This window comes from Kocuria sp. BT304 (assembly GCF_003290245.1).
GTDB classification, from domain to species: Bacteria; Actinomycetota; Actinomycetes; order Actinomycetales; family Micrococcaceae; genus Kocuria; species Kocuria rhizophila_A.
In genome coordinates this window covers 327,230-352,716 of sequence record NZ_CP030039.1, presented here as the reverse complement: position 1 = coordinate 352,716, position 25,487 = coordinate 327,230, and the positions used below count along the sequence as shown (strand labels likewise).

The window sequence follows — 25,487 nt, the reverse complement described above, 5'->3', positions numbered from 1 at the left end:
CAGAGCTGGAAAGAACCATCCGTACATTCCCGCTTTTCTGATGGGCCAGGTGGCGGAGGCATGGAGTCATGACCACACAGACCGTCTCCCCGTACCTCAACTCTCGCGCCGCCCAGTGGCGCACCACCCCCGGGCGGGCCTCCGCCCACGAGCTGCACCGCAGCATGACCGGCTACGCCCCCACCACCCTGCGCGAGCTGCCCGCCCTGGCCGCGGAGCTCGGCGTGGGCCGGGTGTTCGTCAAGGATGAGTCGGACCGCCTGAGCCTGCCGGCCTTCAAGATTCTCGGCGCCTCGTGGGCGGTGTGCCGCGCCGTGGCGCAGCGGATCGGACTGCCCGCCGAGAACATCACCGTGGAGAGCCTGCGGGAAGGTCTGCGCGCCGCAGGCTCCCCCCCCCAGCTCACGGTCGTTACCGCCACGGACGGCAACCACGGCCGCGCCGTCGCCCGCATGGCCGCCCTGCTGGGCCTCTGCGCCCGCGTCTACATCCCGAGCGGCGTGGCTGACACCGCCGTGCGGGCCATCGAGGCGGAGGGCGCCCCCGTCATCTTCGGCGGGCCCTCCTACGACGACGCCGTGGCCACCGCCGCGCGCTCGGCCGCCGGCCCGGACGACCTCCTGGTCCAGGACACCTCCTGGCCGGGCTACGAGGAGGTGCCGCGCTGGATCGTGGAGGGCTACATGACCCTGTTCGCCGAGGCCGACGAGCAGCTTGCCGCCGCGGGCACCCACGGCCCGGACCTCGTGGCCTGCCCCGTGGGAGTCGGGGCCCTGGCCCACGCCATGGTGGACCACTACCGGGGCGTGGCCCGCAGCACGGAGGCCCTGCTCACGGTGGAACCGCGCACCGCGGACTGCACCGCGCAGTCGCTGCGGGCCGGTGAGCCCGTCACTGTGGACACCTCCGCCCCCACGATGATGGCCGGACTCAACTGCGGCACCCCGTCCGGGATCGGGTGGCCCACCATCCGGGACGGGGTGAGCGCGGCGATGTCCGTGACCGAGGACGAGTGCCGCCGGGCCGTGGGCGACCTGCAGGGACTGGGGCAGGACTCGGGGCCGCGCGGAGCGGCGTCGTTGGCCGGGGTGCGCGAGCTGCTGGGGCTGGACGAGGACTTCGTGGTGCTGCTCATCAGCACCGTGGGGCTCGGCGCCAACCCCCTGCCCGCCGCGTGACACACTGAGCCACGACACAGGGGCCGTGACCCAGCAGCGCCGCTGACGGGGGCGTGGCGTGGGCCTCCGGCGACGCCCCGCCATCGTCGGACCGCGCCCAACCGTCGCACCGCCCACGCCCGGAGTGGTGCCGGTGCCGCTGCTCGAGGATCCGCTGCGGCTGGCCGTGAGCGCGGAGCGGGCCGCGCTGCTGGACCCGAGCCAGGACGTCCTGGCCCAGCTGGCCGACGCCGCGTGGGCTGGCGAACCGCAGCACACCCCGCCACGCGCGTGGCTGGGTGAGCAGTGCCGACGCCGCGGCTTCGAACCGCGCGTCGCGTGCGTCTCCGAGGACCTCTCGGTGCAGGCGGCGTTCGTGGCGGGCGGACACGCGGTGGCCGTGCCGCCGGAGCTGGCACTGGGCTCCGCTTCCGAGGGGATCGTGACCCTGCCCCTGGGTGATCCCGCCCCGTGCCGCACGATCACCGCCGCGTGGCGGAAGAGTGCACGGAACCACCGGGCGGCGCAGGCGGTGCTGGAGGCGCTGCGGCGGGCCGCCGACGAGGTGGGCGCGGACGCGCCGCGCCCTTCCTGAGCGCCCCCGACGCCGGCGCTCGCTTCGGTCCACTGTGCCCGCGCCGTTCCACGCCGCGACCAGCAGTGGTGTGCGGCGCCCTGCCGCGCGGGGGCGGGCCGCTCAGCCCGCCGCGACCCGCTGACCGAACACGTGCCGCCGGATCCAGGCATGCATGGTCACCGCTGCTGCGGCCCCCGCGTTGATCGAGCGGGTGGAGCCGAACTGCTCGATGGCCAGCGCCGCGTCCGCCTGGTCGACGAGCTCCTCGGAGACGCCCGGGCCCTCCTGGCCGAAGACCAGGACGCAGCGCTCGGGCAGGTCGAACGTCTCGATCAGCTGCGAACCGGGGACGTTGTCGATGGCCAGCACCGCGAGCTCCTCGCCGCGAGCCCACTCCACGAACTCCGCGACGCTCGCGTGGTGGCGCACGTGCTGGTAGCGGTCGGTGACCATGGCCCCGCGGCGGTTCCAGCGGCGTCGCCCGATGATGTGGACCTCGCGCGCCAGGAACGCGTTGGCGGTGCGCACCACGGAACCGATGTTGAAGTCGTGCTCCCAGTTCTCCACCGCCACGTGGAAGGCGTGGCGGCGCGAGTCCAGGTCCGCGATGATCGCGTCCATGCGCCAGTAGCGGTACGGGTCCGCCACGTTGCGACGGTCGCCGTCGCGCAGCAGCTCGGGGTCCCAGTGCTCCCCGGTGGGCCACTCACCCTGCCAGGGACCCACACCCACCGCGCGCTCCTCCGGCGCCGGTGGGGCGGGCGCGTCGAAACCCTGCGCCTCCTCCCCGGCGCCCGCCGGGACAGCCACAGTCGCGGTCACGGTGCGGGCGGGCACGTGCCGCGCGCGGGCAGCGTCGTCGGCGGACGTGCCCGGATCAGTCAAGCCCCAGCTCGTCCTTGGAGTAGGCGTACAGGCACGGGACGCCCGCGGTCTCCTCGATGCGCTCCTTGGCGCCGGTGCGGCGGTCCACGATCACGGCCACGGCCACCACGTTCGCGCCCGCGTTCTGCAGGGCCTCCACCGCGGTCAGCGCGGAGCCACCGGTGGTGGAGGTGTCCTCCACGACCACCACGTTGCGGCCCTTCACGCTGGGGCCCTCCACCTGGCGGCCCATGCCGTAGGACTTCTGGGCCTTGCGCACCACGAACGTGTCGATCGCGCGGTCCTGGTCCCCGGCGGTGCGCATGATCGCGTGACCCACCGGGTCAGCGCCCATGGTGAGGCCGCCGGCGGCGTCGAACGCGATGCCCGCCTCGTCCAGCAGACCCAGCATCACCTGGCCCACGTAGCGGGAGGCCTCGTGGTGCAGCGTCACCCGCCGCAGGTCCACGTAGTAGTCCGTCTCGATGCCGCTGGCCAGCGTGACCTTGCCCCGCACCACGGCGAGGCCCTTGATGAGGTCGCGCAGGCGCTCGCGGGCGGTGTCCAGGTCCACGGGAGAGAAGTTGGTGCTCATGCGCCCAGCTTACGTGGCCAGGTGGCACGGCAGCGGGGACGACGGCGCCCGCTCACCCCAGCCGGCCGCCGGACTCGCGCAGGTAGCACGCCGCGCACAGGGACTCGTAGGTCACGGCCACGCCGTCGATGGCCACCTGGTCCCCCTCGAACACGAAGTCGTCCCCCACCTTGCGGGTGTTGAACACCGCCTTGCGGCCGCAGCGGCAGATGGTCTTGAGCTCCTCGAGCGAGTGGGCGAGCTCCATGAGCCGCTCGGAGCCGGGGAAGGAACGCGTGCGGAAGTCGGTGCGGATGCCGTAGGCCATCACGGGAACCTCGGAGAGCACCGCGATGCGCAGCAGGTCGTCCACCTGCTCGGCTTGGAGGAACTGGGCCTCGTCCACCAGCAGGCACGCCACAGGCTGGGCCTCCACGTGCTCGAGCAGGGCGTCCGGGTCGTCGCCCAGGGCGTGGCGATTGAACAGCCCCATGACACTCTCCCCCGGCGGGATGAGGAAGTCCACGGACCGGGTGACGCCCAGGCGGGAGAGGATCTGGTCCTCACCCTTGGTGTCCACGCGGGGCTTGGCGAGCAGCACACGCTGCCCGCGCTCCTCGTAGTTGTAGGCGGCCTGGAGCAGCGCCGTGGATTTCCCGGAGTTCATCGCGCCGTAGCGAAAGTAGAGCTTGGCCACGGTCGGTCAGTCTATCGACGCGCGCAGCCACGCGGCCGACGGGCGGGGCCAGCGTTGCACCCGGCCGTCCTCGGAGGTGGCCTCCACCGCGTACTCAAGTTCCCGGGAGTCCGGCCCCTGCGGCAGGTGGGCCGTGTACTCGCCGTTCAGCGCGGTCTCCCGCATGGGGGTGCGGGTGGTCTCCGCACCGTCCGCCCGGCGACTCAGCAGGGTCACCGCCTTCACCCGGGTGCCGCCGCAGCCCTCCGCGCGCACGCGCACCAGGGAGGGGTTCTCGGGGCCGGGGCGTCGCACGGACACGTGCATCATCCTGGGGTCGAACACCCCGCGCACGCGGCAGTGCAGCACGTCCCCGTCCCGCCAGCCGGTGGGGCCCGTGTTGCGGGGGTTGCGCACCGCGTGGGGCTCCTTGTCGAAGGAGAACGTGTACCCGCGGACCTCGTAGCCCGGCATGGCCGCGCGCCACTGCTCCAGGGCCGTCTCGTCCTCCGGGATGCCGTAGCGCGGCACGTAGACCACCTTGTTGAGCACCACCGAGTTCACGTACGGCGCCAGCCCGCCGTGGGGGCTGATTCCGGTGTCCATGCGCAGGATCTCGAAGGGCCGCCCCCAGCGGGTGAGCAGCGGCTCCAGGTGCTCGGTCACGATCACGTCGTAGCGCTCCCGCAGCGGGTGGTCCGCGGGCGGGCGCAGCACCAGCAGCCGCTCCTCGTCCAGGACCTTGAGCAGGCAGTCCGCGTGCTGGATGCCCCAGTTCTCGTAGTCGGGCAGCACCACGTGCTCACTCATGCCCGTGGCCGCGGAGGCGTCCTGGCGCACCTCGTCCCACGTGGCGCCGTCGAACGCGTTCTCGGCCACGAGCACCTCGGTGCTGATGAGCAGGTCGTGGCCGTCCGAGAGCACGTTGCCCCCGGTGAAGGCGTGCGGGAGCTTCTCGAACGGCAGCCCCAGCGCCCGTGCGAGCGCGGGCTGGGCCCGCTGGTCCACGGGCTCGTACTCGAGCGCGGCGAGCGGTTCACGGTCCGCGGTCTCGAGGGGCGCGCCCGGTTCGTGGGCCGTGAACGGGGTGGCGTAGACGTACCGCGGGCCCACGCACCACAGCTGACCGTGCTCGTCCATCACGGGGTGCGGGCCCCAGTCGCGCACCCACACGGCGTCGTCGCCCTGGGGCGCGCGCACGAACGTGACCCGGTCCGGGGAGACGCCCTGGGACGCGAACCACGCGGCGGCGTCGGTCTCCGAGGCGGTGCCCGTGACGAGGACCCACAGGTGCGCGTCCAGCGCGAGGTCCCGCAGCAGGGCACCCGGAAGCGCCGCGGGCCAGGTGACGAAGGCCCCGAGCGCGGGCTCCCATTCGGCGACAAGTCGTTTCTTCACGGGAGAACGCCTTTCCATGCCGGCAGAGGTTGGGAGGTCACGGCCCCTGCCCCGGCCGTATGCTGCACACAGTTCACACTAGCCGTCGCCGGCAGGGGCGGCCTGGATGCCCCGGCGCTCCCGGGGACGCATGCGGCCGCGCGGCGCGGGCACGGCACCGCCCGGCGGGCCTCCACGCGGCCCGGGCCCTCAAACCTGACGGACCGGAACGGACCACCGTGACGCCAGGAGCGCGAGCCCCAGGGACACCACCGCGACCCCGAGCATCGTGGCCGCCCACGCCCACGGGGCGAACGTGGCGGGAAAGGCGATCAGCGCCGTCGTCAGCGCGCCGGAGAGGAACTGGGTGGCGCCGAGCAGCGCGGAGGCCGCCCCCACGTTGCTGGTGGCCGAGGACATGCACAGGGACATGAACGCGGGTTCGCACGCGCCCAGGCCCAGCAGCCCGAAGCCCACGCTCAGGGCCAGCAGGAACAGGGAGTCGGTGCACAGCGCGGCCGCGGTGGCCATGACGCCGCCCGCCACCATGATGAGCATCCCCAGCACGCCCAGCTGGCCCGTGGTCAGCCGGTGCGCCAGGCGGTGGCCGATCACCGCGCCGCCCACCGAGGCGAAGCCCGTGACCCCGAAGATCATCCCGAAGTCCGCCTGACCCACCCCGTAGTGGCCCTGGTAGACGTAGGACGCCCCGCCCAGGTAGCAGAAGAGGTACACGAACGTGCCCGCGAGCGCCCCCAGGGGCACGAGCATCCGGCGGGAGCGCAGGTGCCCGGCGTAGGCGCGCAGCACGGGGGCGAAGGCCAGCGGGACCCGCCGCTGGGCGGGCAGTGACTCGGGCAGCCACCGGAACACGATGCCGAGGGACACGGCCCCGATCAGCGCGAGCACCAGGAACACCGGGCGCCACCCGAAGAGCTCCCCCACCCAGCCGCCGACGGCCGGGGAGATCATGGGGATCACCGAGGTCACGGTGACGAGCACGGCGAAGGCGCGGGTGGCGGCGTCGCCGGAGACGCGGTCCCGCACGGCGCTGTTGACCACCACGAACGCCATGGCGGCCCCCGCGCCCTGGAGCATGCGGGCCACCACGAGCACGGCCATGGAGGGCGCCGCGGCCGCGAGCAGGCAGGCCGCGATGAAGATGCTCAGGCCCAGCAGCAGCGGGCGGCGCCGTCCGAAAGCATCCGTCACGGGCCCCGCAACCAGTTGCCCCGCGCCGAGCATGATGAGGTAGCCCGTGAGGGTGAGCTGCACCGTCCAGGACGGTGCGGCGAAGTTAGCGCCGATCTCGGGCAGGGACGCGAGGTACATGTCGATCGCGAAGGGACCCACGCCCAGCACGGCGGCCAGGGAGAGGAGGAAGGAACGGGGCGGGGCCGCGGGGGCCGGAATCACCTCGGGGGTGTCAAGGGTTGCTGTCATGGCTGAGCTTGCCTTCTTGCTGTCTCTGCCCGCACGGCGGGTGGCACTCGACGAGGATATAGCATAGTTGTACGCCCGTACTAGTTTTGAGGAGTGGTGGTCATCGCAGGCACACAGGCCCGCGCCGTGGAGCGCCGGGCGGACATCCTCGCCGCCGCGTGCGAGCTGCTCGCGCACGGGGGCACGGCCGCCGTGACCCACCGCCAGGTGGCCGAGAGGGCGGGGGTCCCCAACGGCTCCATCCGCTACTACTTCGCCACCCGGGACGCCCTGCTCACGGCGTGCGTGGAGGACATCGAGTCCCGCCGGGACGCCGAGGCCCGGCGGGTTCTGGCCGAGGCGGCCGCGGACGCCGCCCGCCCGGACCCGGAGGTCACCGCGCAGCGCATGCTCCGGGTCATCACAGGCCGGGGGCTGGAGGACGCGGAGCTGCGCGGGACCCTGTGCTGGCTCGTGGACACCACCCGGGAGAACGCGCAGCTGGCCACCGTGCTCGCGGAGGAGCGCGTGCGGCTCGAGGGGCAGGCGCGCGAGCTGCTGCGGCTCAGCGGGTGCACCAGCATTCCCGCGGAGCTGGTGATCTCCCTGGGGGAGGGCGTCATGTTCAAGCTGCACGTGGAGAACCGCACGGGGATCGCCCGGGAGACCGTGGCGGCCATGGCGGAGCTGCTGAAGTACCGGCGGGACTGAGCCGTCCCGGACGCTGCCCGCCGCCCGGCGGGCGGGCGCGGCGACGCAATCCGCGCTCCGATTCGGCCGCGCGTCCCCGCGTGCGCTCCAATGGACGGTGATGTCCACTCTCAGCGTGTCCCTGATCCTCCTGGCCGCCGTGGTGCACGCGGTCTGGAACATCCTCGCCAAGGGCATCCGCGGCAACGGGACCCTGTTCGTGTGGTGGTACGGGCTCGTCTCCTCGGTGGTGCTGATCCCCGTGAGCCTGTTGGAACCCGGGGCGTGGCAGTCCTGGGGGTGGCCGCTCGTGGGCGCCGCCGTGGTCTCCGGGCTGCTGCACACCGTCTACGGCACCGCCCTGCAGACCGGCTACGACCGCGCACCCCTGGGCGTGGTCTACGCGGTGGCCCGCGGCACCGGGCCCATGATCACCATGATCGTGGCGGTCCTGTTCCTGGGTGAGCAGCTCTCCCTCACGGCCGCCGCCGGGGCGATCGCCGTGCTCGTGGGCGTGGCCGTGGTCGCCACGTTCGGCACGCCCACTTCCACCCGGGACGACGACGCCGCCCCGCCGAGTTCGTCCGACGCGTCGGATCCCGGCGCGGTCATCGCGCGCGACGCCGCCCCGCTGGACTCCTCCGCGTCCGGAACGTCGACCCCGGAAGGAGCGGACGGGCACTCACCGGGGGGCGACTCCGCTGCCACACCCACCCGCGGGTCCGCCCTGACCGGCGTGCTGTGGGGTGCCGCGGTGGGCGCGTGCATCGCCGGGTACACCCTGTGGGACGACCACTCCATGGCCACCCTGGACCTGCCGCCCGTGCTGTACTTCGCGCTGACCTCGGTGGTCCTGGTGCTCACCCTGACGCCCAAGGCGTGGCGGCAGCGCCAGGACATGGTGCGCTCGTGGGCCGTGGACCGGAACCGGATCGTCGCGGTGGGCCTGCTGTCCCCGCTCGCGTACATCCTGGTGCTCTTCGCCATGCAGTCCACCCCGGTGGCGCTCGTGGCTCCCCTGCGGGAGTCGAGCATCGTAGTGGGCTCGCTGCTCGCGTGGTGGATCTACAAGGAGAACCGCCTGGTGCCGCGGCTCATCGGCTGCGCCGCCGTGCTCACGGGCATTGCGCTGATCTCCGCCTGACGCTGCTCCCCCACTCGCCCGGGCACCCCCGGGGAGACTGGAAGACCAAGGCCACCGGGCGGCGTCGTCCGGCAGCGCGCACGAGAAACTTGCCGCGGCATGGAATAAGGCCCCGCCCGGGGCCGTTGAGACAGACATGACCACAATGAAGGCGCAGACATATCAGCAGTACGGTGACACCTCCGTGCTGGAGCTCACCGACCAGCCCATGCCCAAGGTGGGCCCCGGCGAGGTTCTGGTGAAGGTGAAGGCCGCGGGCATCAACCCGGTGGACTGGAAGGTCATGTCCGGCGGGCTGGATCCCATGATGACCGTCCAGTTCCCGGCGGCCCCCGGCTGGGACGTCGCGGGCGTCGTCGTGGGCAAGGGCTTCGACACCCCCAGCGTCTCCGAGGGCGATGAAGTGATCGCCTACGCCCGCAAGGACTGGATCCACGGCGGTACGTTTGCCCAGTACGTCTCGGTCCCGGTGCGCGCACTTGCCCCCAAACCGAAGAGTCTTTCCTGGGAACAGGCCGGAGGGCTGCCGCTCGCCGGACTCACCGCGTACCAGGTGCTCACCCGACTGGGTCTCGCGGAGGACAAGACCGTGCTGATCCACGCGGCCTCCGGTGGTGTGGGGAGCATGGGCGTGCAGATCGCCAAGGCGTTCGGCGCGCGGGTGATCGGCACCGCATCGACCAAGAACCACGACTACGTGCGTGAGCTCGGCGCGGAGCCCGTGGAGTACGGGGACGGCCTCGTGGAGCGCGTCAAGGAGCTCGCCCCGAACGGTGTGGACATCGTCGTGGACTTCGTGGGCGGCGTGGTGGAGGACTCCGTCGCGGTGCTCGCGGACGGCGGCCAGCACGCCTCCATCGCGGACCCCGAGGTGGAGGAGCACGGCGGGCACTACATGTGGGTCTCTCCGGACGCAGAGCAGCTCACCGAGCTTGCCCGCCTGGCCGATGACGGCAAGCTCACCGTCCGCGTGGACCGCACCTTCCCGCTCGCGCAGTTGCCGGACGCATTCACCGCGAGCCAGGAGGGCCACACCGTGGGCAAGGTCGTGCTCACGGTCGACTGATCCGCGGAACGCCCCGGGGGGACGCCTCGACCTCAGCGAGGCGACTCCCGGGGGCCTTTTGCGCAGGCCGGAGCCATGGAGCTCTGACCACATCACGACGATGCCTCGTCACGGGTGGACCGTGACGAGGCATCGTCATGTGCGGGGCCGTGCGGTGTCGTCGCCCGTGGCCGCGTGGCCGGGACGGGACGGGCGCGCGGCAGCGAGGATCAGCGCGGCGCCATGCGCAGGGCACCGTCCATGCGGATGGTCTCGCCGTTGAGGTAGTCGTGCTCCACGATCATCCCGGCGAGCTGCGCGAACTCCCTGGGCTGGGCCAGGCGGTGCGGGAACGGAACGGACTCCGCGAGCGCTGCGCGGTAGTCCTCGCCCACGCTGCCGAGCATGGGGGTGTCCACGATGCCGGGGGCGATGGTCATGACGCGCACGCCCTTGGAGGAGAGGTCGCGCGCGGCCGTGATGGTCAGCGAGTGCACGCCGCCCTTGGAGGCCGCGTACGCCGCCTGCCCGATCTGACCCTCGAACGCGGCCACGGACGCGGTGTTGATCACGACGCCGCGCTGGCCGGCCTCGTCCACCGGCTCCTGCGCGGTCATCACCTCGGCCGCGAGCGCGAGCACGGTGAACGTGCCCACCAGGTTGATGCGCACCACGCGGTCGAACAGGGCGAGGTCGTGCACGCCGTTGCGGCCCACCACGCGCGCGGACGGGCCGATCCCGGCGCAGTTCACCACGGTGCGCAGCGGGGCGATCTCCGCAGCACGGGCGACGGCGGCGCGCACCTGCTCCTCGTTGGTCACGTCCGCAGCCACGTACGTGAGCCCCTCGACCTGGGGCGCCTTCTCGATGCCGCCCGGCAGGTCGATGCCCACGACCTTCGCTCCACCCTCGATGAGCTGCGCGGCGGTGGCCGCCCCCAGCCCCGAGGCCGCCCCCGTGACGATCGCCGAAGTACCCGTGATGTCCATGTCCGCTCCTGCCGTTGTGGTGCGCGGCGCACGACGCCGCCCGGTTGCTGTCCCGGCCGATCGTACGGGCCCGGGCGGGGTAGTTCACGTCACACCCGGACTGTGCCGCGTGCGGCAGAGCGCGGCGGGTGCCCTCCACGGCGGAATCCTTCTGACCGCGCCGCACGGTCCACTCATGGTGGGCGCCCTCAATTCGTGCCGTGGAGCCCGCCCAGGGCGGGCGCGTCCGCGGTGCCCCTCGCTCCTCCCGCCGCCGAACCTTGCGGAACGCACTCCCCAGGCGGCTGTGTCGACCACTTCCCTCGACCCCTCGATATTTCCCGTGACACGGACCACATCCGGGCGGGTTCCTGCAGTACGTTGGGGGAAAGTTCTCACCCGGACCCCTGGTGACCGCACGGCCCCGGTGAACACCGTGGTTCACGGGCGCGGCACGGGGTCCCCGCACTGGAACGAGGATCCCCATGAGCGAGACCACCGCAGCCCAGCCCACCGACGGGCAGTCCGTCACGGAGCGTTTCCGCGCCGCACGGGACCAGCTGCTGCGCCTGCGCACGGACCTGGACGCCGCCCACGCCGAGTTCGAGTGGCCGCGCTTCGACACCTTCAACTTCGCCCTCGACTGGTTCGACGCCCTCGGCGCCGGCGAGGAGGCCGACCGCGAGGCCCTGGTGATTGTCGAAGAGGACGGCGCCCAGACCCGCCGCACCTACGCGGAACTCTCCCGGCGCTCGTCCCAGCTCGCCACGTGGCTGCGCAGGCAGGGGGTGCAGCGCGACGACCGGGTGATCCTCATGCTCGGCAACCAGGTGGAGCTGTGGGAGACCATGCTCGCGTGCACCAAGCTGGGCGCACCCATGATCCCCACCACCGTGATGCTCGGGGAGAACGACCTCCGGGACCGCGTGGAGCGCGGCAACGCCTCGTGGGTGGCCACCTCCCACAGCAACGCGCTGAAGTTCGCGGACGTCCCCGGGAACTTCACGATCATCGAGGTCCCGGATCAGCCGGACCACCGCGTGCGTCCCACCTCCGGGGCCTTCACCTCTTCCTCCGCGGACGACGACGCCGCCCCGGCCGGTTCTGCGGGCCCCGGCGCCTCCGGGGGCACCACCGCGTCCACCTTCGGCGCGGACACCTCCTCGGGCACGACGTCGGGGGATGATGCGAGCACCGTGGACGGGGCGGGTGGTACGGAAGGCGGCGCAGCGGCGTCGTCGTCCGGAAACGTGGAACTGGCACCGATCGGGGAGCACCGTGTGCTGGACTACGCGCGGTCCGTCGACGGGCCGGAGACGTTCGAGGTGCTCGAGCCCTCCCCCGCGGACGCCACGCTGCTGCTGTACTTCACGTCCGGGACCACCTCGCTGCCCAAGCTCGTGGAGCACACGAACACGTCCTACCCGGTGGGGCACCTGTCCACGATGTACTGGATCGGGCTGGAGCCGGGGGACGTGCACCTGAACGTGGCATCGCCGGGGTGGGCCAAGCATGCGTGGTCGAACTTCTTCGCGCCGTTCATCGCCGGTGCCACCGTGTTCCTCTACAACTACACGCGCTTCAACGCCGTGGCACTGATGGACCAGATGGAGCGCGAGCACGTGACCTCGTTCTGTGCGCCGCCCACCGTGTGGCGCATGCTGATCCAGTCGGACCTGTCCCACCTGAAGAACCCGCCGCGCAAGACCGTGGCCGCGGGTGAGCCGCTGAACCCGGAGATCATCTCGCGCGTGAAGGCCGCCTGGGGCACGGACATCCGGGACGGGTTCGGGCAGACGGAGTCCTCCCTGCAGATCGCCAACACCCCGGGCATGCCCGTGAAGCCCGGATCCATGGGGCGGGCGCTGCCGGGCTACGACGTGGTGCTGATCGACCCGAACACGGACCAGGAGAGCGAGACCGAGGGCGAGCTGTGCCTGAGGCTGGACCCCCGGCCCGTGGGCCTCACTCCCGGTTACCACGGGGACCCGCAGAAGACCGCGGACGCGTTCCGGGACGGCGTCTACCACACGGGCGACGTGGTCTCCCGGGACGCCAGCGGGGTGTTCACGTACGTCGGCCGCGCGGACGACGTGTTCAAGGCCTCCGACTACCGGCTCTCCCCGTTCGAGCTGGAGTCCGTGGTGATCGAGCACCCGGCCGTGGTGGAGGTGGCCGTGGTTCCCTCCCCCGACCCCATCCGTCTGGCGGTGCCCAAGGCGTACGTGGTGCTCGCGGACGGCCACGAGCCCACTGCGGAGACCGCCGAGAGCATCCTGCACCACTGCCGCGTGAACCTCGCACCGTACAAGCGCATCCGCCGGCTGGAGTTCGCCGAGCTGCCCAAGACCATCTCCGGCAAGATCCGCCGGGTGGAGCTGCGCCGCCGGGAGGCGTTGCTGCACCCGGACACGCTGGGGGACGCCGGTGCGGGGTCGGGTGGAGCGGACGAGTCGTCAGGCGGGGCCGGTTCCGGCGACTCCGTGGAGTATGCGGACACGGACTTCCCGTCGCTGCGGGGTGAGTGAGCCTGGTGGCTGAGATCAGCTCGGTGTGGCACCGGGAGCTGACAACCGAGCAGACCGACCAGCTGGGGCAGCTCTTCGATGCGGAGTACGGAACCGACGAGGGGCCGTGGAACCCTGACGCACCCTACGGCTACGCTCCCGCCGAGCTGCACGTCATGGCAGTGGAGGGCGGGAGGGTCGTGGGTCACGTGGGCACCCAGCGGCGGATGATTTTCGTGGGTGACCGCGAAGTGCTGGTTGCGGGCACCGGCGGAGTGCTGGTCTCCCCCTCGCATCGGGGCCAAGGCTGTGGTGCGCGGTTGCTCGCTGCCGCGCAGCACGCCGCCCGATCCATTGCACCGGCCGATTACGGATACCTCGGTTGTCGAGAAGAGGTAGTCCCGTTCTACGAGTCGTGCGGGTACAAGCGCATTGAGGTCACCGAGCGATTCCGTTCCCGCGACGGTTCCAGCCAAACGGTGGAAGAAACAGGCGCCCCGGTGATGGTGTGTTCTGGAACGCGCGATGTGGGCACCTGGCCGCAGGGCAGTGTCGATCTTCGAGGTCGCTGCTGGTGATTCCCTGCAGTGCTCCCGCGGAGCGAGCGGTCCGTGTCACCCCGCCTTCCACACCAGGACCCCGTCATGCTCTCGTCCGGGGACCGCTAAGAACCCTTCGGACTCATAGAGGTCTCTCGCGCGGTTGCCGTCCTCCACGGAGAGGCTGACGCGGTCGTGCCCGCGCGCGGCGCTCTCCGCGAGAAGTCGTCGGAGCAGACGACGTCCGTGCCCGGCACCCCGGCGTTCGGGGGCCACCCACAGACTGGCTTCCGGAACGTCAGCGGCAACGAACCCGTACCCGGGGTTCCCCGTGCCCAGGAACTGCGCCCAGGCCACGCCGACGACGCCCGAAGGGTCCACCATGATGAAGCCGAAGTCTCCGCGCTCAGGTTCGAACACCGTGTAGTGGGCGATTGCGGGGTCGGCAAGAACGTCCTCGCGCGAGAAGCGTTCTCCGCACCAGTTCATGTTGCCCAGGGTGGCCGCACGGAGAGCGTCGCCGTCCCGACTCGACAGGGGTCGGACCGACGAGAGGTCTTCGTGGTTCATGGGACACTCCTTCAGGGATCATGAGGCCCCAGCGGTGAGGCGCTTCTCGACGAGCCCAAGACCCGACCGTACCGCCCGGCCTCCCACTCGTAGCACGGAGAATCATCCATGGGAAAGACGCACAACTTCTACCACCGGGCGTGCGATGTCGCCGCCGGGGAGGACATCGTGGGCATCACCGTGGCAGAGGATGGACGGGTGGCGCTGGAGTACGGCGAGTTCCCGGAGAACCTGCGGTGCAACTGGGCGGGGTTCCTCTACGACCTGTCACTGACCCCCGCGCTGCTCGACGACCTGCACCCGGACCTCCGGGTCGTCTCGGCGCGTCTGCAGGAGGTGTACGGGCACGTGGTCGTATCGGACGGCACCTCGCGGCGTGAGTACCGGCGCGAGATCACGCCCGTGGACCGCGGACCCGTAGCTCTCGAGGTCCTGCCCTTCGATCCGGCCGTCGAACCGCAACGTGGCAGCGCCTACTGGGACGGTCTGACTCCCACCGGCTTCATGGAGCAGCTGCGAGGAAACTTCCCCGACGGTGAGCCAGACGGTGGTCTTCTCAGTTCCGTGTAGTCCCCACCGCGTTAGCCCCGCGGCGGGCACGGGGCGGGCCGAGGCGCTGCTCGCGGTGAGCCCCAACCACCCGCGGCGCACCTGATGCCGTCAGCGCACCCGTTCCAGCACGGGAAGCAGTCCCTCCGGGTTGGGGACGTCGAAGAACGCCATAGGCGCCAAGCTTGTCGGGGAGAAGAACTCCACGCCGCTGTTGAGGTAGATACCGGGGAGTCCGCCCTCCCCGGAGATAACCTCGATGCGGCCGCCGTCCCGACTCTTCCGAATCTTCACGGCCACGTCCTTCACCCGGACCTCCGAGATGCGGCGGTCATCCTCCACCACGATGGCACGCGTGTCGGTGAGGCCGTAGACCGTGCGTCGCTTGCGCCGGGCCTTGACGAGGAAGCGTCCGACCATCTGGTAGAGGCCCACCGCCACGAAGAGCAGGCCCACGAGCGCAAACCACCGGGGTGATTTCGCAGAAGTCAGGACCAGCCACGTCCAGTACACCGCGAAAGCGCACCAAAAGATGCTGAACGGCACCAGGAACACGTCGAACGGCATGAAGTGCACGCGCGGATCCGGGCGTCCCGCCCACAGGAGCTCCTCGTCGGGACGCAGATGGGGTTGCAGCAGCTGCCGGGGGTTCTCCACAGCGGAAGTATGACACCCGTCACCCCCATGACCCGGCGGGACACGACCCAGTGAGCGGCTGCACCGGCCCGCCCCAACATCTGAGGCACGAAATGACTGCCCAGCGGCCGATCCCATGGGCATGTCGTGCCTCAGATGTCAGAGAAAGGACGGTCCAAGGCGCCAGTCCACCGGATCTCCCCATCCACCATGGTGCCGGTGGGCTCCATCCCCAGGAATCGGGCCACCCGCTGAGAGGCTTCGTGCTCAGAATGGATGTGAGCCATGATCGTCACAACACCCCGCGCCTGCAACTCCCGGCCCAGGCGAAGAACGGCTTGAGTGGCATATCCCCGCCCTTGCCATGGAACTCCGACCACCCACGCGACCTCCGTGGGGGAACCGTCCACCGGAATGGTCGCCTGGACGTATCCCACCGCGTGCTGTTCTGCTCCCGCCACCACCACGTGGTTGAGCCATGTCTCCTTTCCGTCCGACGACCGGCCGCGGACCTGCACGGTGTACAGACGCTCCAGTTCTTCCGCAGTCGGTGGCTCACCACCCATGAAGTAGTACAGCTCAGTACCGGCCAACACCGTGGCCATCTCCTGAGCATCGGCCACGCGCAGGGGGCGGAGGGACACCATCTCGGTCATGGCGCCAATCTATCCGCGCCTGAGGAACTGCCACCGTCCCACTCCACATCTGAGGCGCGGAATGCCCACGGGATCGGCCGCCGAGAGGGCATCTCGTGCCTCAGATGTCAGTGCGTGGTTCCCCGCTTGACCCTCACGCCGCGTGAGGCGGGACAGTCACCGGCATGAACACTCACTTCGACGCCTTCGACATCAGCCCCGTTCCCACCCCCGCCTGGGACGCCACCCCACCCGAGGACTACCACGGCATCTACGGCATGCCGGCGTTCACCACCGTTTGCACCGCTGATCTGCCCGCCTCCGTGAGATTCTGGACCCACGCGCTGGGCTTCTTCACGCTCTTCGAGATCCCCGGACAGCTGGTTCATCTGCGGAGGTGGGCATTCCAGGACGTGCTCCTGGTTCCCGGGGCCCGTGCGGGTGAAGCCGCCTCTTCCGCCGTCGTGAACTTCTCGTGCGTGCTGCACCAGATCGAGCCGCTCGTGGCGGCGTGCAGACGGTTCGACGACGTCGTCGTGGCCGACCCGCGGGACACGCCCTGGAACAGCCGCGAGGTGGAGGTCGTGACCCCCGAACGGGTTCGGGTGGTCTTTACCGCGGCGAAGCCGTATGACCCCACAACCCGGGAAGCGGCGAACCTCCGGGCCGTGGGAATCACCGCCCCGGGCTCCGAGGCAGATCACAATGAACCGCATGACGAATGACCAGCTGACAGTGGGCCAGACTGCGGAGCGCCTCGGCGTGACCGTTCGGACGCTGCACCACTGGGACGCGGAGGGTCTTGCCCAGCCCTCCGCGCGGTCCGCCGCAGGGTACCGGCTCTACACGCCGGCGGACCTCGACAGGTTGGAGCGGGTGGTGCTCTACCGCGAGCTCGGCCTGGGGCTCAACGCCATATGCGGCCTGCTCGACGATCCCGACATGGACGCCGTGGCCACCCTGCACGAGCAGAGCGCCCGGACAGAGGAACATATCCACCGGTTGCAGCAGCTGCAGGGCAGCCTGCGGAACATGATCGAGGCGCACGAACGCGGGCCGCTCGTGGGCCCTGAGCGTCAGGAAGAGGTGCTGGGCGAGGGGTGGAACCCCGACTGGCCCGCACAGGCCAGGCTCGCTGGGGCCACACGGCGCAGTGGCGGCAGTACGCCGAACGGGCGGCCGTACGGGCGCCGGAGGGGTGGTCGGAACTCACCCGAGAAACGGAGGAGCTCGACGGCGACTTCGTCCGGGCCATGCAGGACGGCGCAGTCCCCGGAGACGCCCGGGCAGACGATCTCGTGGAACGGCACCGCAACCTGTTCAGCCGGCACTTTCCCCTCACACGACAGATGCAGGTCTGCTTGGGGCGGGTATACGAGTCAGACCCGGCGTTCGCCGCGCACTACGACGCGCTGCACCCCGGGCTCGCGATGTGGCTTCGAGAGGCCATCGACGAGAGCGCACGGCTCCACAGGATTGACCCCGACACTGCCAGCTGGGAGTGAGCCCGCCCTCACCCTTGTAGGAGGCCGCCCGCGCGGAAGCGAGCCTCGGGCGTAGGCTGAGCCGGCGGCGTCGCCCCCGGTGATGACATCGCGCCCAGTCCCCGCCCCGAAAGGCTCCCCGGTGAGCACCCCCATCACGCCCCTCGATCCCCCCGAGGCCGCCACCCCCGCCCGTGCGAAACGCATGGGCTGGGCAGGACTCGCCCTCACCCTGGTGATCCTGGTGGCCGGGCTGCTGTGGGCCAAGTGGCTCCCGTACGACCTCAAGGCCCACAAGCTGGCAGAGACCGGCGTGTGGGACGGCGAGGCGATCTTCGGCGCGGCCGGTTCCACTCCGTCCTTGCAGGGCGCGTTCGACTTCACGGTGGTCTACCTCAAGGCCGTGTGGAAGGCCGCGCTCGTCGCCCTTCTGGTGGCCGCCGCACTGGAGTCCCTGGTGCCGCGCCGCTGGCTGCTGCGGGCGCTGAGCCGCAGAACGTCCTGGGGACAGGGCATCTCGGGAGCGCTGCTCGCTCTGCCCAGCATGATGTGCACGTGCTGCACCGCCCCCGTGGCCATCGGTCTGCGGCGTTCCGGGGCGCCGGCGGGGGCCACCGTGGCGTACTGGCTGGCCAATCCGCTGCTCAATCCCGCAGTGCTGGTATTTCTGGGACTCACCATGTCCTGGCCGTTCGTAACCACGCGCGTGGTCGTGGGCATCGTGGTGGTCCTGATTGCGGCTGTGCTCGTGAGCCGTCATTTCTCCACCGTGCAGGTTGAGACCCCCGAGGCTCTGCCCGCCGATCCGCAGACGTGGGGTGAGATGCCCTCCCGCTTCGGCAGGGCCCTGGGCCGCTACCTGCTGATCCTGGTCCCGGAGTACCTGCTCCTGGTGGTGCTCGTCGGGTTCTTCTCCGGGTGGCTCTCGGACTTCGCGGCCCTGAGCCAGCACGCCGGGCCGTTCGCACTGCTCCTGGTGGGCGTGATCGGTGCGGCACTGGTGATCCCCACGGGCGGCGAGATCCCCGTGGTCGTGGGCCTCACCGCCGCGGGCGCGAGCTACGGGGTGGCCGGGGTCCTGCTCATCACCCTGCCGGCGCTGAGCATCCCGTCCATCGTGATGGTCGCCCGCCACTTCGGGATCCGCACCACACTGCTCGTCACCGGGTGGGTCGTGGTGGGCGGCCTGCTGGCGGCCGGGCTGCTCGTGGCGCTGACCTGACGATGCCGCCCGCGCCCGTCAGGCGCCGGCTCACCTTGGCCCACACCCCCCAGTACCCGGCCCCTGCTCACCCTCGCTTCCGGCCCACCACGACACCGCAGACTGCCACTGGGTTGAGCGACGGTACGCAGCTTAAGAGCGCAGAGAAACAGCCGGGCGCGGTGCAGCGTCGTCATCCCCGGGGGGGTGCACCGGCTCAACACGTCAAACCGTGATCAGCCAGTAGATCCCGCCCAGGAACACCACCCCGTAGGCGGAACCGGCCACCAGCTGCGGCCACGTGTGCGCGCCCAGGACGCGGCGGCTCACGCAGACGGCCACCGCCACCGGGATGAAGAGCAGGCCCCACGGCCCCCACGCGACGGGCAGGATCACCGCGGTGCCGCCCATCATCATGCCGTGCACCGAGATCTTCCACCACGGGCTCACCAGGGCCACCACCGCGCTCGCGGCGAGCGTGGCGGTGAGCAGGCCCGTGATCTCCACGGGCCCGTGGAACGCGAGAGTCACAGCGAGGAACGCCGCCACCAGCAGGAACGTTCCGACCATCACTGGGCGGCGGTGCTCCTTGACGCTCACGTGGTGGTCGGTGAGCACACCCCGGCGCGCCAGCACAGTGACCGTGGCGAGTGAGACCCCGCAGACCGCCAGCGCCGCCACCACGCCCCACAGCAGTGCCCCGAGGCTCCTGTGCACGGTCCACGGCAGGACCACCAGCAGCGCGGCCAGCACGATCGGCGCCTGGAAGACCTCGCTGAGGGCAAGGGCCCACGCGGGTCCTCGTTCAGCCGGGACAGAATCCGGGCGCGGCGGCGTTGTCCCCGCGTGGTTGGTCACGTGTGGCGGTCAGAAGTCGAGCGTCTCGTAGGTCTTGTGCGCACGCTCCGCCAGGACGGGGATCGCCTGGCTTGTTCCCCACTGGTCGAAGTGCTCGGAGCCCACGTGGGCCTTGAACGCATCCTCGTCCGTGTACACCTCGAAGATGCGGAACACGGCGGGCTCCTCCGGGCTCTGGTACGCCTGGTAGTAGAGGTTCCCGGGCTCCTGGCGAGCGGCCGGGGAGAGGTGGGAGAGCGCGTCACGCACGGTGTCCTCCTCTCCGGGCTTCGCAGTCCAGGTGGCGCTGCAGACGAAGGCCATGGGTTGTCCTTTCTCGATGTCGACGCCGGACGGTCACCGGCCCGGCTCATGCTACCGATCCGGAGGCGGGCGCCGGACGGCGGGGGCTCGTTCTGCAATCACGCCGCCGACCGGCGCAGTCTCCACCCCTTGTCGAACACCTCGAGGCGGGCGAAGATCGTGGGACCAGCCGTCCCCCGAGAGGAACGACCCCGTGTCCACGCCGACGACCGTTCGCATGTTCAACGAATACGGCTGCGGCTGGCCGTTGTGGGGAGAGGAAGGTCTCCTGGACCAGGAGGACTTCCCCCTCCCGCCGGAACTGACCCGGGACATCCTGGCGTGGACCCGGAACTTCAACCAGCACTTCGACCACGACAAGGGCTGGCCCACGCCGGAGCAGCGGGAGGCCAGCCGCTGCGAGGGCGAACGACTCGCGGAGAGGGTGCGAGACGCGGTGGGCCCAGAGGTCACCATCGACCTGCACCCGTGGGAGGTGCGCGTCGACGAACCACGCCTGCCTCGGTGAAGGCGGGTCGTCCGCTCACGCTCCGAGCGTGCCTGAGAACCCTGTCTGCGTGAATTCGTCGGCGCTTCTCTCCTGCCGCACCGCTCTACGGGACTCGCCCGCATCCCCACCTCCACCGTCCTGCCCCGTTCGGCCGTCAGGATGGAGAGCATGATTCGCATCGAGCACCTCACCAAGCGCTACGGCGGATTCACCGCGGTGGACGACATCTCGTTCGTGGCACAGCCCGGCCGGGTCACCGGTTTCCTGGGGCCCAACGGCGCCGGGAAGTCCACGGCCCTGCGGATGCTCACCGGTCTCACGCCGGCCAGCTCGGGCGAGGCGCTCGTGCTCGGCCGACGCTACGCCGAGCTGCCCAACCCCAGCCGGCACGTGGGCGTGATGCTCGACGCCGCCGCGCAGCACCCCGGGCGCACCGGCCGCGAGGTGCTGCAGCTCGCCGCCACCATCACGGGTGCGGGTAAGGCACGGGCGGACGAGATGCTGGACCTCGTGGGGCTGGAGCCCTCCGAGGCACGCCGCCGCGTGAAGAACTACTCCCTGGGCATGCGCCAGCGCCTCGGGCTCGCGGGCGCACTGATGGGGAAACCCCAGGTACTCGTGCTCGACGAACCCGCCAACGGCCTGGACCCCGCCGGCATCCGCTGGATGCGTGGCCTGCTCCGGGACTTCGCGGACCAGGGCGGCACCGTGCTGCTGAGTTCACACCTGCTGCACGAGGTGGAGCAGGTCGCGGACGACCTCGTGATGATCGGCCACGGCCGGATCGTCGCCCAGGGCAGCATGGCGGACCTGCTCGCCACCCGCCCCGGCTGCGTGGCCGACGCCGAGGACCGCCCGGCCTTCGCCACCGCGCTCAGCGCCGCAGGCATCGCCTTCTCGGGACGCGCGGACGGTGCCGCCGAGATCGAGGCAGACGCCGCCCGCGTGGGTCGCGTGGCGCTCGACGCCGACGTGCCCCTGAGCCTGCTGCGCCCCGCGGACGGCACCCGGCTGGAGGACATGTTCCTGCAGCTCACCGTGGACACCGCCCGCGACGAGCGGGGGCGCGGAACGCCCGCACCCGGCGCGGCGGCGTCGTCCGCCACCACACCGCCCGCGCAGCCGCCATCCGCCCAGGGATTGCCCGCCCGAGAGGAGCCCACCGCATGAGCACCGTACCCACCACCACGGCCCCGTGGGGCCACGCCGAACCGACGGGCCGCGGGCTCTCGTTCCTCACCCTGCTGCGCGTCGAGCTGCGCAAACAGGTGGACACGCGCGCCGGGCGCGGTCTGCTGATCGCCATCGGCGTGCTCACCGCCCTCGCGCTGGGGCTCGCCACCTGGCTGACCCGCGAGCAGGGCGCCGACCTCCCCGGGCTGTTCGTCGTGACGTTGACGCCGCAGGGGCTGCTGCTGCCCGTGCTGGGGATCATCACGGCGTGCAACGAGTGGAGTCAGCGCACCGCCCTGATCACCTTCACGCAGGAACCCCGCCGGCTCCGTGTGGTGCTCGCCAAGCTGCTCGCGGCACTCGTCCTGGGGACGATCGCCCTCGCAGCCGCGTGGGTCCTGGCGCTGATCGCCCACCTGATCTCCGCCGGTCTCTCCGGCAGCCCGGTGAACATCGACCTCGCTCCCGGTCAGCTGGCGGGCCAGTGGCTCAGCCAGATGCTCGCCCTCCTGCAGGGTGTGGCGTTCGGGCTGGCGCTGCTGTCCGTGCCCCTGGCGATCGTCGCGTACTTCGTCCTGCCCATCCTGTACTCGGCAGCTGCCCTGATGGTGCCCGCGCTGCAGGATCTCGGCGCGTGGGTGAGCATCACCGCGGCCTCCGCCCCGCTCATGGAGGGAGTGGACCTCACCGCCACGCAGTGGGGTCAGCTGGGAACGTCCTCGCTGCTGTGGATCGGGGTGCCGCTGCTGATCGGCATCTGGCGGGTGCTCACCCGCGAAGTGAAGTAGGGCCCCCGCGGGTGATCGCAAGGGGAGATCAGCCCACACAGGGCTGACGGCCAGGGCTTGTCCGGCACAGCGGACATCGATGTCCTCCGTACGGACGAGGACCGGCCCTGACCTGTGGAACAGGCGGGCCGGTCATGGTGGAATTACGTCGTCTCAGCCTGGTGCGACCGGCCATTCCCACCACGGATGACCCGATCCATCCGCACCACCCCGTCCGCGAGTTCGGCGACGTCCGCGTCGTCGTGAGTGATGACCACCGCGGTGCGCCCGGCCAGCACGCGCTTAAGCACCTCGCGCATCCGCGGGCGGGCCGCCACGTCCAGTGCGCTCATGGGCTCGTCCAGCAGGATCACGCGCGGGTCCGCGGCCAGCACGCGCGCGATCGCGACCCGCTGCGCCTGCCCTCCCGAGAGCTCGTCCGGGCGCCGCTGCACGAACTCCTCCGCGCCCACCTCCCGCAGCCATGCCCGGGCACGACGCCGCCCTTCCGCCCTCCCTGCCCCGCTCGCCCGCGGCCCGAACGCCACGTTGTCCAGCACGTTCAGGTGAGGGAACAACAGAGGCTCCTGCGCCATGAGGGCCACCCCCCTACGGTGCGCGGGGACCCACACGGGCCGAGCTCCGGTGCCCGCTCGGACCACGCACCGCTCCCCCACCTGGACCGCACCGCGATCCGGTGCCACCAGTCCGGCGATCACGCCGAACACCGTGGACTTCCCCACCCCGTTAGGCCCGAGCAGCGCCACGGTGTCGCCCGGCTCCACGGTGAACTCGGCCGCCGCATGCCGCTGCTCGTGAAGCACGTCCACGCGCAGCCCGATGGGGCGGTGGGACCCCTGCGCCGGACTGGCAGGTGAGACGGGGGTCGTGGCCGACGGCGCATCTTCCCATGTCGACGGCAGCGACGCGGACGGCGAGAGCCCGCCCGCAGCCCGGGTTCTGGGCGCCGCCGCGTCCGACACCCCGCCCACGCCCGCCCGACTGCGGTCCGGGTGGCAGGTCGCCTCAGACCGGTCCCCCACACCCGCACCGACCCGCCACTCCACCGACTCGGCCGGCGCGGCGAGGACCCCCTCGGTCGAGCCCGGCGCGGCGGATTCCCCGCGCGGCTCCGGATCGGCCCGACCGCCCGGCCCGTCGGCGCCACCCCGGCCGACCCACCGGGTGAGGTTGGCGCGGAAGCCGGCCCCGCGGCGTCGTCGTGCGGGGGCGCTGAGACTGACGACCAGCAGCGCGACCAGGACGAGGAGCAGGGAGAGGGCCACGGCGGCGTCGGGATCGGTCTCGCGCTGCAGGTAGATCTCGAGCGGCAGTGTACGGGTCACGCCCTCCAGACTGCCCGCGAACGTGAGGGTGGCGCCGAACTCGCCCAGGCAGCGCGCGAAGGACAGCGCGGCGCCGGAGAGCACAGCGGGCAGGGCGACCGGCAGCGTCACGCGGAAGAGCGTGCGCGTGGGGGAGGCGCCCAGGCCCGCGGCGACCTGTTCGTAGCGGGTGCCCGTGGTGCGCAGTGCGCCCTCCAGCGAGACCACCAGGAACGGAAGTGCCACGAAGGTCTGCGCGAGCACCACCGCTGCGGTGGAGAACGCGATGTCCACCCCCAGCGCGCCCAGAGGACGCCCCAGGAATCCCATGCGCCCGAACGTGTAGAGCAGCGCGATGCCGCCCACCACCGGGGGCAGCACGAGCGGAAGCAGCACCAGCGAGCGGAACACGGTGAGGCCCCGGGCCGTGGACCGCGCCAGCACCAGGGCCAGCGGGCAGCCCAGGAGCACGCACAGCACGGTGGAGACCACCGCCGTGCGCAGGCTCAGCCACAGCGCGGCGAGCGAGGACTCACTCGTGAGCAGCTCCCCCAGGTGCGCCCAGTCGATGCGCAGCAGCATCCCCACCAGGGGCAGCAGGATCAGCAGGGCACCCACGGCCGCCGGGAGCAGCACCCACCGCGGGGTGGCGGAGAAGCCGCGCGTCACGGGGTGCCGAAGCCCGCGTCCTTCAGCACCTTCTGCCCGCGCTCACCCGTGACCAGGTCCACGAACTGCGCGGCGAGCTCCGGCTGCTCGGACTTGTTCAGTGCCACGATCGGGTACGTGTTGATCGCCTCGTCCGTCTTGGGGATCTCGATAGTGGTGACCTTGTCCCCGGCAGCCTTGGCATCCGTGACGTACACGATCCCGGCGTCCGCCTGGCCGCTGGTGACCTTGCCGAGCACGTCCGTCACGGCGTTCTCCTGGCTCACGGGCTTGAGCTCCACACCGTTGGCCTTCTCCACCTTCTGGGTGGCGGCGCCGCACGGCACCTCGGGCGCGCACGTGACGAGCTTGACCTTCTTGTCCAGCACGTCCTGGACGCTCGTGATCCCCGCCGGGTTGTCCTTGGGCACCACGAGGGTCAGCACGTTGGTCGCGAAGATCTTCGGCTCCCCCTGGGTGAGATCCGCGTCCGTGAGCTTCTTCATGTTCTTCTGGTCCGCGGAGGCGAACACGTCCGCGGGTGCGCCCTCGGTGAGCTGCTGCACGAGCCCCGAGGACCCGCCGTAGTTCACGTCCACGTTCACGCCGGGGTGGTCCTTCTCGAACTCGTCGGAGAGCTGGTCGAAGGACGTGGTGAGGGACGCCGCCGCGGACACCCGCAGGGTCTTGTCCCCGCCCCCGGCCTCCGAGAACGACGCCGATGCGTCACCTCCCCCGCTCTGCCCACCGCAGCCGGTGAGCACCAGGGCACCCAGACCCGCAGCGGCCACGAGGGCCGTGAGGCGGCATTTACCCGCGGTGCCCGGTGTCTTTCGCTCTGCGCGCGCCATCACTTGCGCCCCTCCGTCTCCACGATCACCGCGGTGGACTTCACCACGGCAGTGGCCACGGATCCCGGTTCGAGCCCGAGGTCCTCCACCGCCTCCGTGCTCATGAGGGACACGATCCGGTGCGGACCGCACTGCAGCTCCACCTGGGACATCACGGGGTCGGACTTCACCGCGGTCACCAGCCCCACCAGCCTGTTCCGGGCCGAGCTGCCCACCTTCGCGGGGTCCTCGGGGCTCACGGCATTGCGGCGGGCAAGCTGCGCGAGCTGCGCCCCGTCCACCACGGTGTGCCCCGCAGAGTTCTTGTGCCCGGTGAGCGCGCCCTGCTCGATCCACCGCCGCACGGTGTCGTCGCTGACGCCCAGGAAGGTGGCCGCCTGGGCCACGCGGAGGAAGGTCATGGACACACCCTATCCGCAGCTGCGGTTCATAGGCACCAAGAGGACCGCAGATGCGG

28 protein-coding genes and 1 pseudogene are annotated in these 25,487 nt (G+C 71.1%); 15 read left to right on the top strand and 14 right to left on the bottom strand.

Translation table 11 applies throughout. The features are described from left to right. Positions 1-68 precede the first annotated feature (68 nt). Both DNL27_RS01600 and DNL27_RS01595 read left to right on the top strand, forming a co-directional pair. Positions 69-1,178: a diaminopropionate ammonia-lyase gene (locus DNL27_RS01600; RefSeq protein ID WP_112234515.1), complete on the top strand. Its 1,110-nt coding sequence runs from the start codon at positions 69-71 to the stop codon at positions 1,176-1,178. A gap of 133 nt (positions 1,179-1,311) precedes the next feature. Further along, positions 1,312-1,752: a LysR substrate-binding domain-containing protein gene (locus DNL27_RS01595; protein ID WP_239494409.1), complete on the top strand. Its 441-nt coding sequence runs from the start codon at positions 1,312-1,314 to the stop codon at positions 1,750-1,752. 102 nt (positions 1,753-1,854) lie between these two features. On the opposite strand, the gene DNL27_RS01590 is transcribed toward DNL27_RS01595, so the two are convergent. From DNL27_RS01590 to DNL27_RS01570, 5 genes are all read right to left on the bottom strand, one after another. Then, a complete protein-coding gene (locus DNL27_RS01590; RefSeq protein WP_112235723.1) occupies positions 1,855-2,466 on the bottom strand; it encodes a TrmH family RNA methyltransferase in 612 nt (203 codons plus the stop codon). Positions 2,467-2,611: 145 nt separating this feature from the next. Beyond that, positions 2,612-3,193: an orotate phosphoribosyltransferase gene (gene pyrE / locus DNL27_RS01585; RefSeq protein ID WP_112234513.1), complete on the bottom strand. Its 582-nt coding sequence runs from the start codon at positions 3,191-3,193 to the stop codon at positions 2,612-2,614. Positions 3,194-3,245: 52 nt separating this feature from the next. Next, positions 3,246-3,869, bottom strand: a complete 624-nt coding sequence (locus DNL27_RS01580) for a thymidine kinase (RefSeq protein ID WP_112234512.1) — start codon at positions 3,867-3,869, stop codon at positions 3,246-3,248. A gap of 6 nt (positions 3,870-3,875) precedes the next feature. Continuing rightward, entirely contained in the window at positions 3,876-5,246 is a 1,371-nt protein-coding gene (locus tag DNL27_RS01575) for an agmatine deiminase family protein (RefSeq protein ID WP_112234511.1), read from the bottom strand. A gap of 189 nt (positions 5,247-5,435) precedes the next feature. Continuing rightward, positions 5,436-6,668, bottom strand: coding sequence for a multidrug effflux MFS transporter (locus DNL27_RS01570; RefSeq protein ID WP_112234510.1), 1,233 nt, complete (start codon positions 6,666-6,668; stop codon positions 5,436-5,438). A 96-nt stretch (positions 6,669-6,764) separates the two neighbouring features. Between DNL27_RS01570 and DNL27_RS01565 the strand changes: the two genes are divergently transcribed. The 3 genes from DNL27_RS01565 (at position 6,765) to DNL27_RS01555 (ending at position 9,547) form a co-directional block, all read left to right on the top strand. Beyond that, positions 6,765-7,358 (top strand): TetR/AcrR family transcriptional regulator, encoded by a 594-nt coding sequence (locus DNL27_RS01565; protein ID WP_112235722.1) that lies wholly within the window; start codon positions 6,765-6,767, stop codon positions 7,356-7,358. Between the two features lie 100 nt (positions 7,359-7,458). Further along, positions 7,459-8,481, top strand: coding sequence for a DMT family transporter (locus DNL27_RS01560; protein ID WP_112234509.1), 1,023 nt, complete (start codon positions 7,459-7,461; stop codon positions 8,479-8,481). 145 nt (positions 8,482-8,626) lie between these two features. Beyond that, complete coding sequence (locus DNL27_RS01555) at positions 8,627-9,547, top strand: NADP-dependent oxidoreductase (RefSeq protein ID WP_172599369.1); 921 nt, start codon at positions 8,627-8,629, stop codon at positions 9,545-9,547. A gap of 209 nt (positions 9,548-9,756) precedes the next feature. On the opposite strand, the gene DNL27_RS01550 is transcribed toward DNL27_RS01555, so the two are convergent. After that, positions 9,757-10,515, bottom strand: a complete 759-nt coding sequence (locus DNL27_RS01550; RefSeq protein WP_112234508.1) for an SDR family NAD(P)-dependent oxidoreductase — start codon at positions 10,513-10,515, stop codon at positions 9,757-9,759. Between the two features lie 464 nt (positions 10,516-10,979). Between DNL27_RS01550 and DNL27_RS01545 the strand changes: the two genes are divergently transcribed. Next, positions 10,980-13,022, top strand: a complete 2,043-nt coding sequence (locus tag DNL27_RS01545; RefSeq protein WP_112234507.1) for an AMP-binding protein — start codon at positions 10,980-10,982, stop codon at positions 13,020-13,022. A 5-nt stretch (positions 13,023-13,027) separates the two neighbouring features. Continuing rightward, positions 13,028-13,579 (top strand): GNAT family N-acetyltransferase, encoded by a 552-nt coding sequence (locus DNL27_RS01540; protein WP_229577109.1) that lies wholly within the window; start codon positions 13,028-13,030, stop codon positions 13,577-13,579. Positions 13,580-13,615: 36 nt separating this feature from the next. On the opposite strand, the gene DNL27_RS01535 is transcribed toward DNL27_RS01540, so the two are convergent. Further along, positions 13,616-14,110: a GNAT family N-acetyltransferase gene (locus DNL27_RS01535; protein WP_112234505.1), complete on the bottom strand. Its 495-nt coding sequence runs from the start codon at positions 14,108-14,110 to the stop codon at positions 13,616-13,618. A gap of 108 nt (positions 14,111-14,218) precedes the next feature. On the opposite strand from DNL27_RS01535, the gene DNL27_RS01530 reads away from it, so the two are divergent. Then, the gene (locus DNL27_RS01530; protein WP_112234504.1) at positions 14,219-14,680 is read left to right on the top strand and encodes a hypothetical protein; all 462 of its coding nucleotides are present in this window, start codon (positions 14,219-14,221) and stop codon (positions 14,678-14,680) included. A gap of 90 nt (positions 14,681-14,770) precedes the next feature. Here DNL27_RS01530 and DNL27_RS01525 read toward each other — a convergent pair whose 3' ends face one another. Together DNL27_RS01525 and DNL27_RS01520 are read right to left on the bottom strand one after the other, a co-directional pair. Further along, positions 14,771-15,316 carry a hypothetical protein gene (locus DNL27_RS01525; protein ID WP_162627084.1) on the bottom strand — a complete coding sequence of 182 codons (546 nt, stop codon included), beginning with the start codon at positions 15,314-15,316 and terminating at the stop codon, positions 14,771-14,773. A gap of 131 nt (positions 15,317-15,447) precedes the next feature. Beyond that, positions 15,448-15,951, bottom strand: coding sequence for a GNAT family N-acetyltransferase (locus tag DNL27_RS01520; protein ID WP_112234502.1), 504 nt, complete (start codon positions 15,949-15,951; stop codon positions 15,448-15,450). Positions 15,952-16,115: 164 nt separating this feature from the next. Here DNL27_RS01520 and DNL27_RS01515 point away from each other — a divergent pair, with 164 nt between their 5' ends. From DNL27_RS01515 to DNL27_RS01505, 4 genes and pseudogenes are all read left to right on the top strand, one after another. Further along, positions 16,116-16,655, top strand: coding sequence for a VOC family protein (locus DNL27_RS01515; RefSeq protein WP_112234501.1), 540 nt, complete (start codon positions 16,116-16,118; stop codon positions 16,653-16,655). Next, a pseudogene (locus DNL27_RS12600) lies at positions 16,561-16,803 on the top strand (MerR family DNA-binding transcriptional regulator); the annotation flags it as partial. The gene DNL27_RS01515 and the pseudogene DNL27_RS12600, both read left to right, overlap by 95 nt. 227 nt (positions 16,804-17,030) lie before the next feature. Next, on the top strand, positions 17,031-17,435 hold the full coding sequence (locus DNL27_RS12315) for a TipAS antibiotic-recognition domain-containing protein (protein ID WP_229565780.1): 405 nt from the start codon (positions 17,031-17,033) through the stop codon (positions 17,433-17,435). Between the two features lie 121 nt (positions 17,436-17,556). Then, on the top strand, positions 17,557-18,636 hold the full coding sequence (locus DNL27_RS01505; RefSeq protein WP_229577108.1) for a permease: 1,080 nt from the start codon (positions 17,557-17,559) through the stop codon (positions 18,634-18,636). 204 nt (positions 18,637-18,840) lie between these two features. Here the strand turns inward: DNL27_RS01505 and DNL27_RS01500 are convergent, their stop codons facing one another. Both DNL27_RS01500 and DNL27_RS01495 read right to left on the bottom strand, forming a co-directional pair. Beyond that, the gene (locus tag DNL27_RS01500; protein ID WP_112234500.1) at positions 18,841-19,473 is read right to left on the bottom strand and encodes a hypothetical protein; all 633 of its coding nucleotides are present in this window, start codon (positions 19,471-19,473) and stop codon (positions 18,841-18,843) included. Between the two features lie 9 nt (positions 19,474-19,482). After that, on the bottom strand, positions 19,483-19,776 hold the full coding sequence (locus DNL27_RS01495) for a putative quinol monooxygenase (protein WP_112234499.1): 294 nt from the start codon (positions 19,774-19,776) through the stop codon (positions 19,483-19,485). A 193-nt stretch (positions 19,777-19,969) separates the two neighbouring features. Between DNL27_RS01495 and DNL27_RS01490 the strand changes: the two genes are divergently transcribed. The 3 genes from DNL27_RS01490 (at position 19,970) to DNL27_RS01480 (ending at position 22,227) form a co-directional block, all read left to right on the top strand. Then, complete coding sequence (locus tag DNL27_RS01490; RefSeq protein WP_239494408.1) at positions 19,970-20,284, top strand: hypothetical protein; 315 nt, start codon at positions 19,970-19,972, stop codon at positions 20,282-20,284. Between the two features lie 150 nt (positions 20,285-20,434). Continuing rightward, a complete protein-coding gene (locus DNL27_RS01485) occupies positions 20,435-21,436 on the top strand; it encodes an ABC transporter ATP-binding protein (RefSeq protein WP_112234498.1) in 1,002 nt (333 codons plus the stop codon). Beyond that, on the top strand, positions 21,433-22,227 hold the full coding sequence (locus tag DNL27_RS01480) for a hypothetical protein (RefSeq protein ID WP_112234497.1): 795 nt from the start codon (positions 21,433-21,435) through the stop codon (positions 22,225-22,227). Before DNL27_RS01485 ends, DNL27_RS01480 begins: the two co-directional genes overlap by 4 nt. A 143-nt stretch (positions 22,228-22,370) precedes the next feature. Here the strand turns inward: DNL27_RS01480 and DNL27_RS01475 are convergent, their stop codons facing one another. The 3 genes from DNL27_RS01475 to DNL27_RS01465 are packed head-to-tail and all read right to left on the bottom strand — an operon-like array spanning position 22,371 to position 25,431. Next, complete coding sequence (locus DNL27_RS01475; protein WP_112234496.1) at positions 22,371-24,200, bottom strand: ABC transporter permease; 1,830 nt, start codon at positions 24,198-24,200, stop codon at positions 22,371-22,373. Further along, positions 24,197-25,030, bottom strand: coding sequence for a molybdate ABC transporter substrate-binding protein (gene modA, locus DNL27_RS01470; RefSeq protein WP_112234495.1), 834 nt, complete (start codon positions 25,028-25,030; stop codon positions 24,197-24,199). Before modA ends, DNL27_RS01475 begins: the two co-directional genes overlap by 4 nt. After that, positions 25,030-25,431 carry a molybdopterin-binding protein gene (locus DNL27_RS01465; protein WP_012397245.1) on the bottom strand — a complete coding sequence of 134 codons (402 nt, stop codon included), beginning with the start codon at positions 25,429-25,431 and terminating at the stop codon, positions 25,030-25,032. Before DNL27_RS01465 ends, modA begins: the two co-directional genes overlap by 1 nt. Positions 25,432-25,487 lie beyond the last annotated feature (56 nt).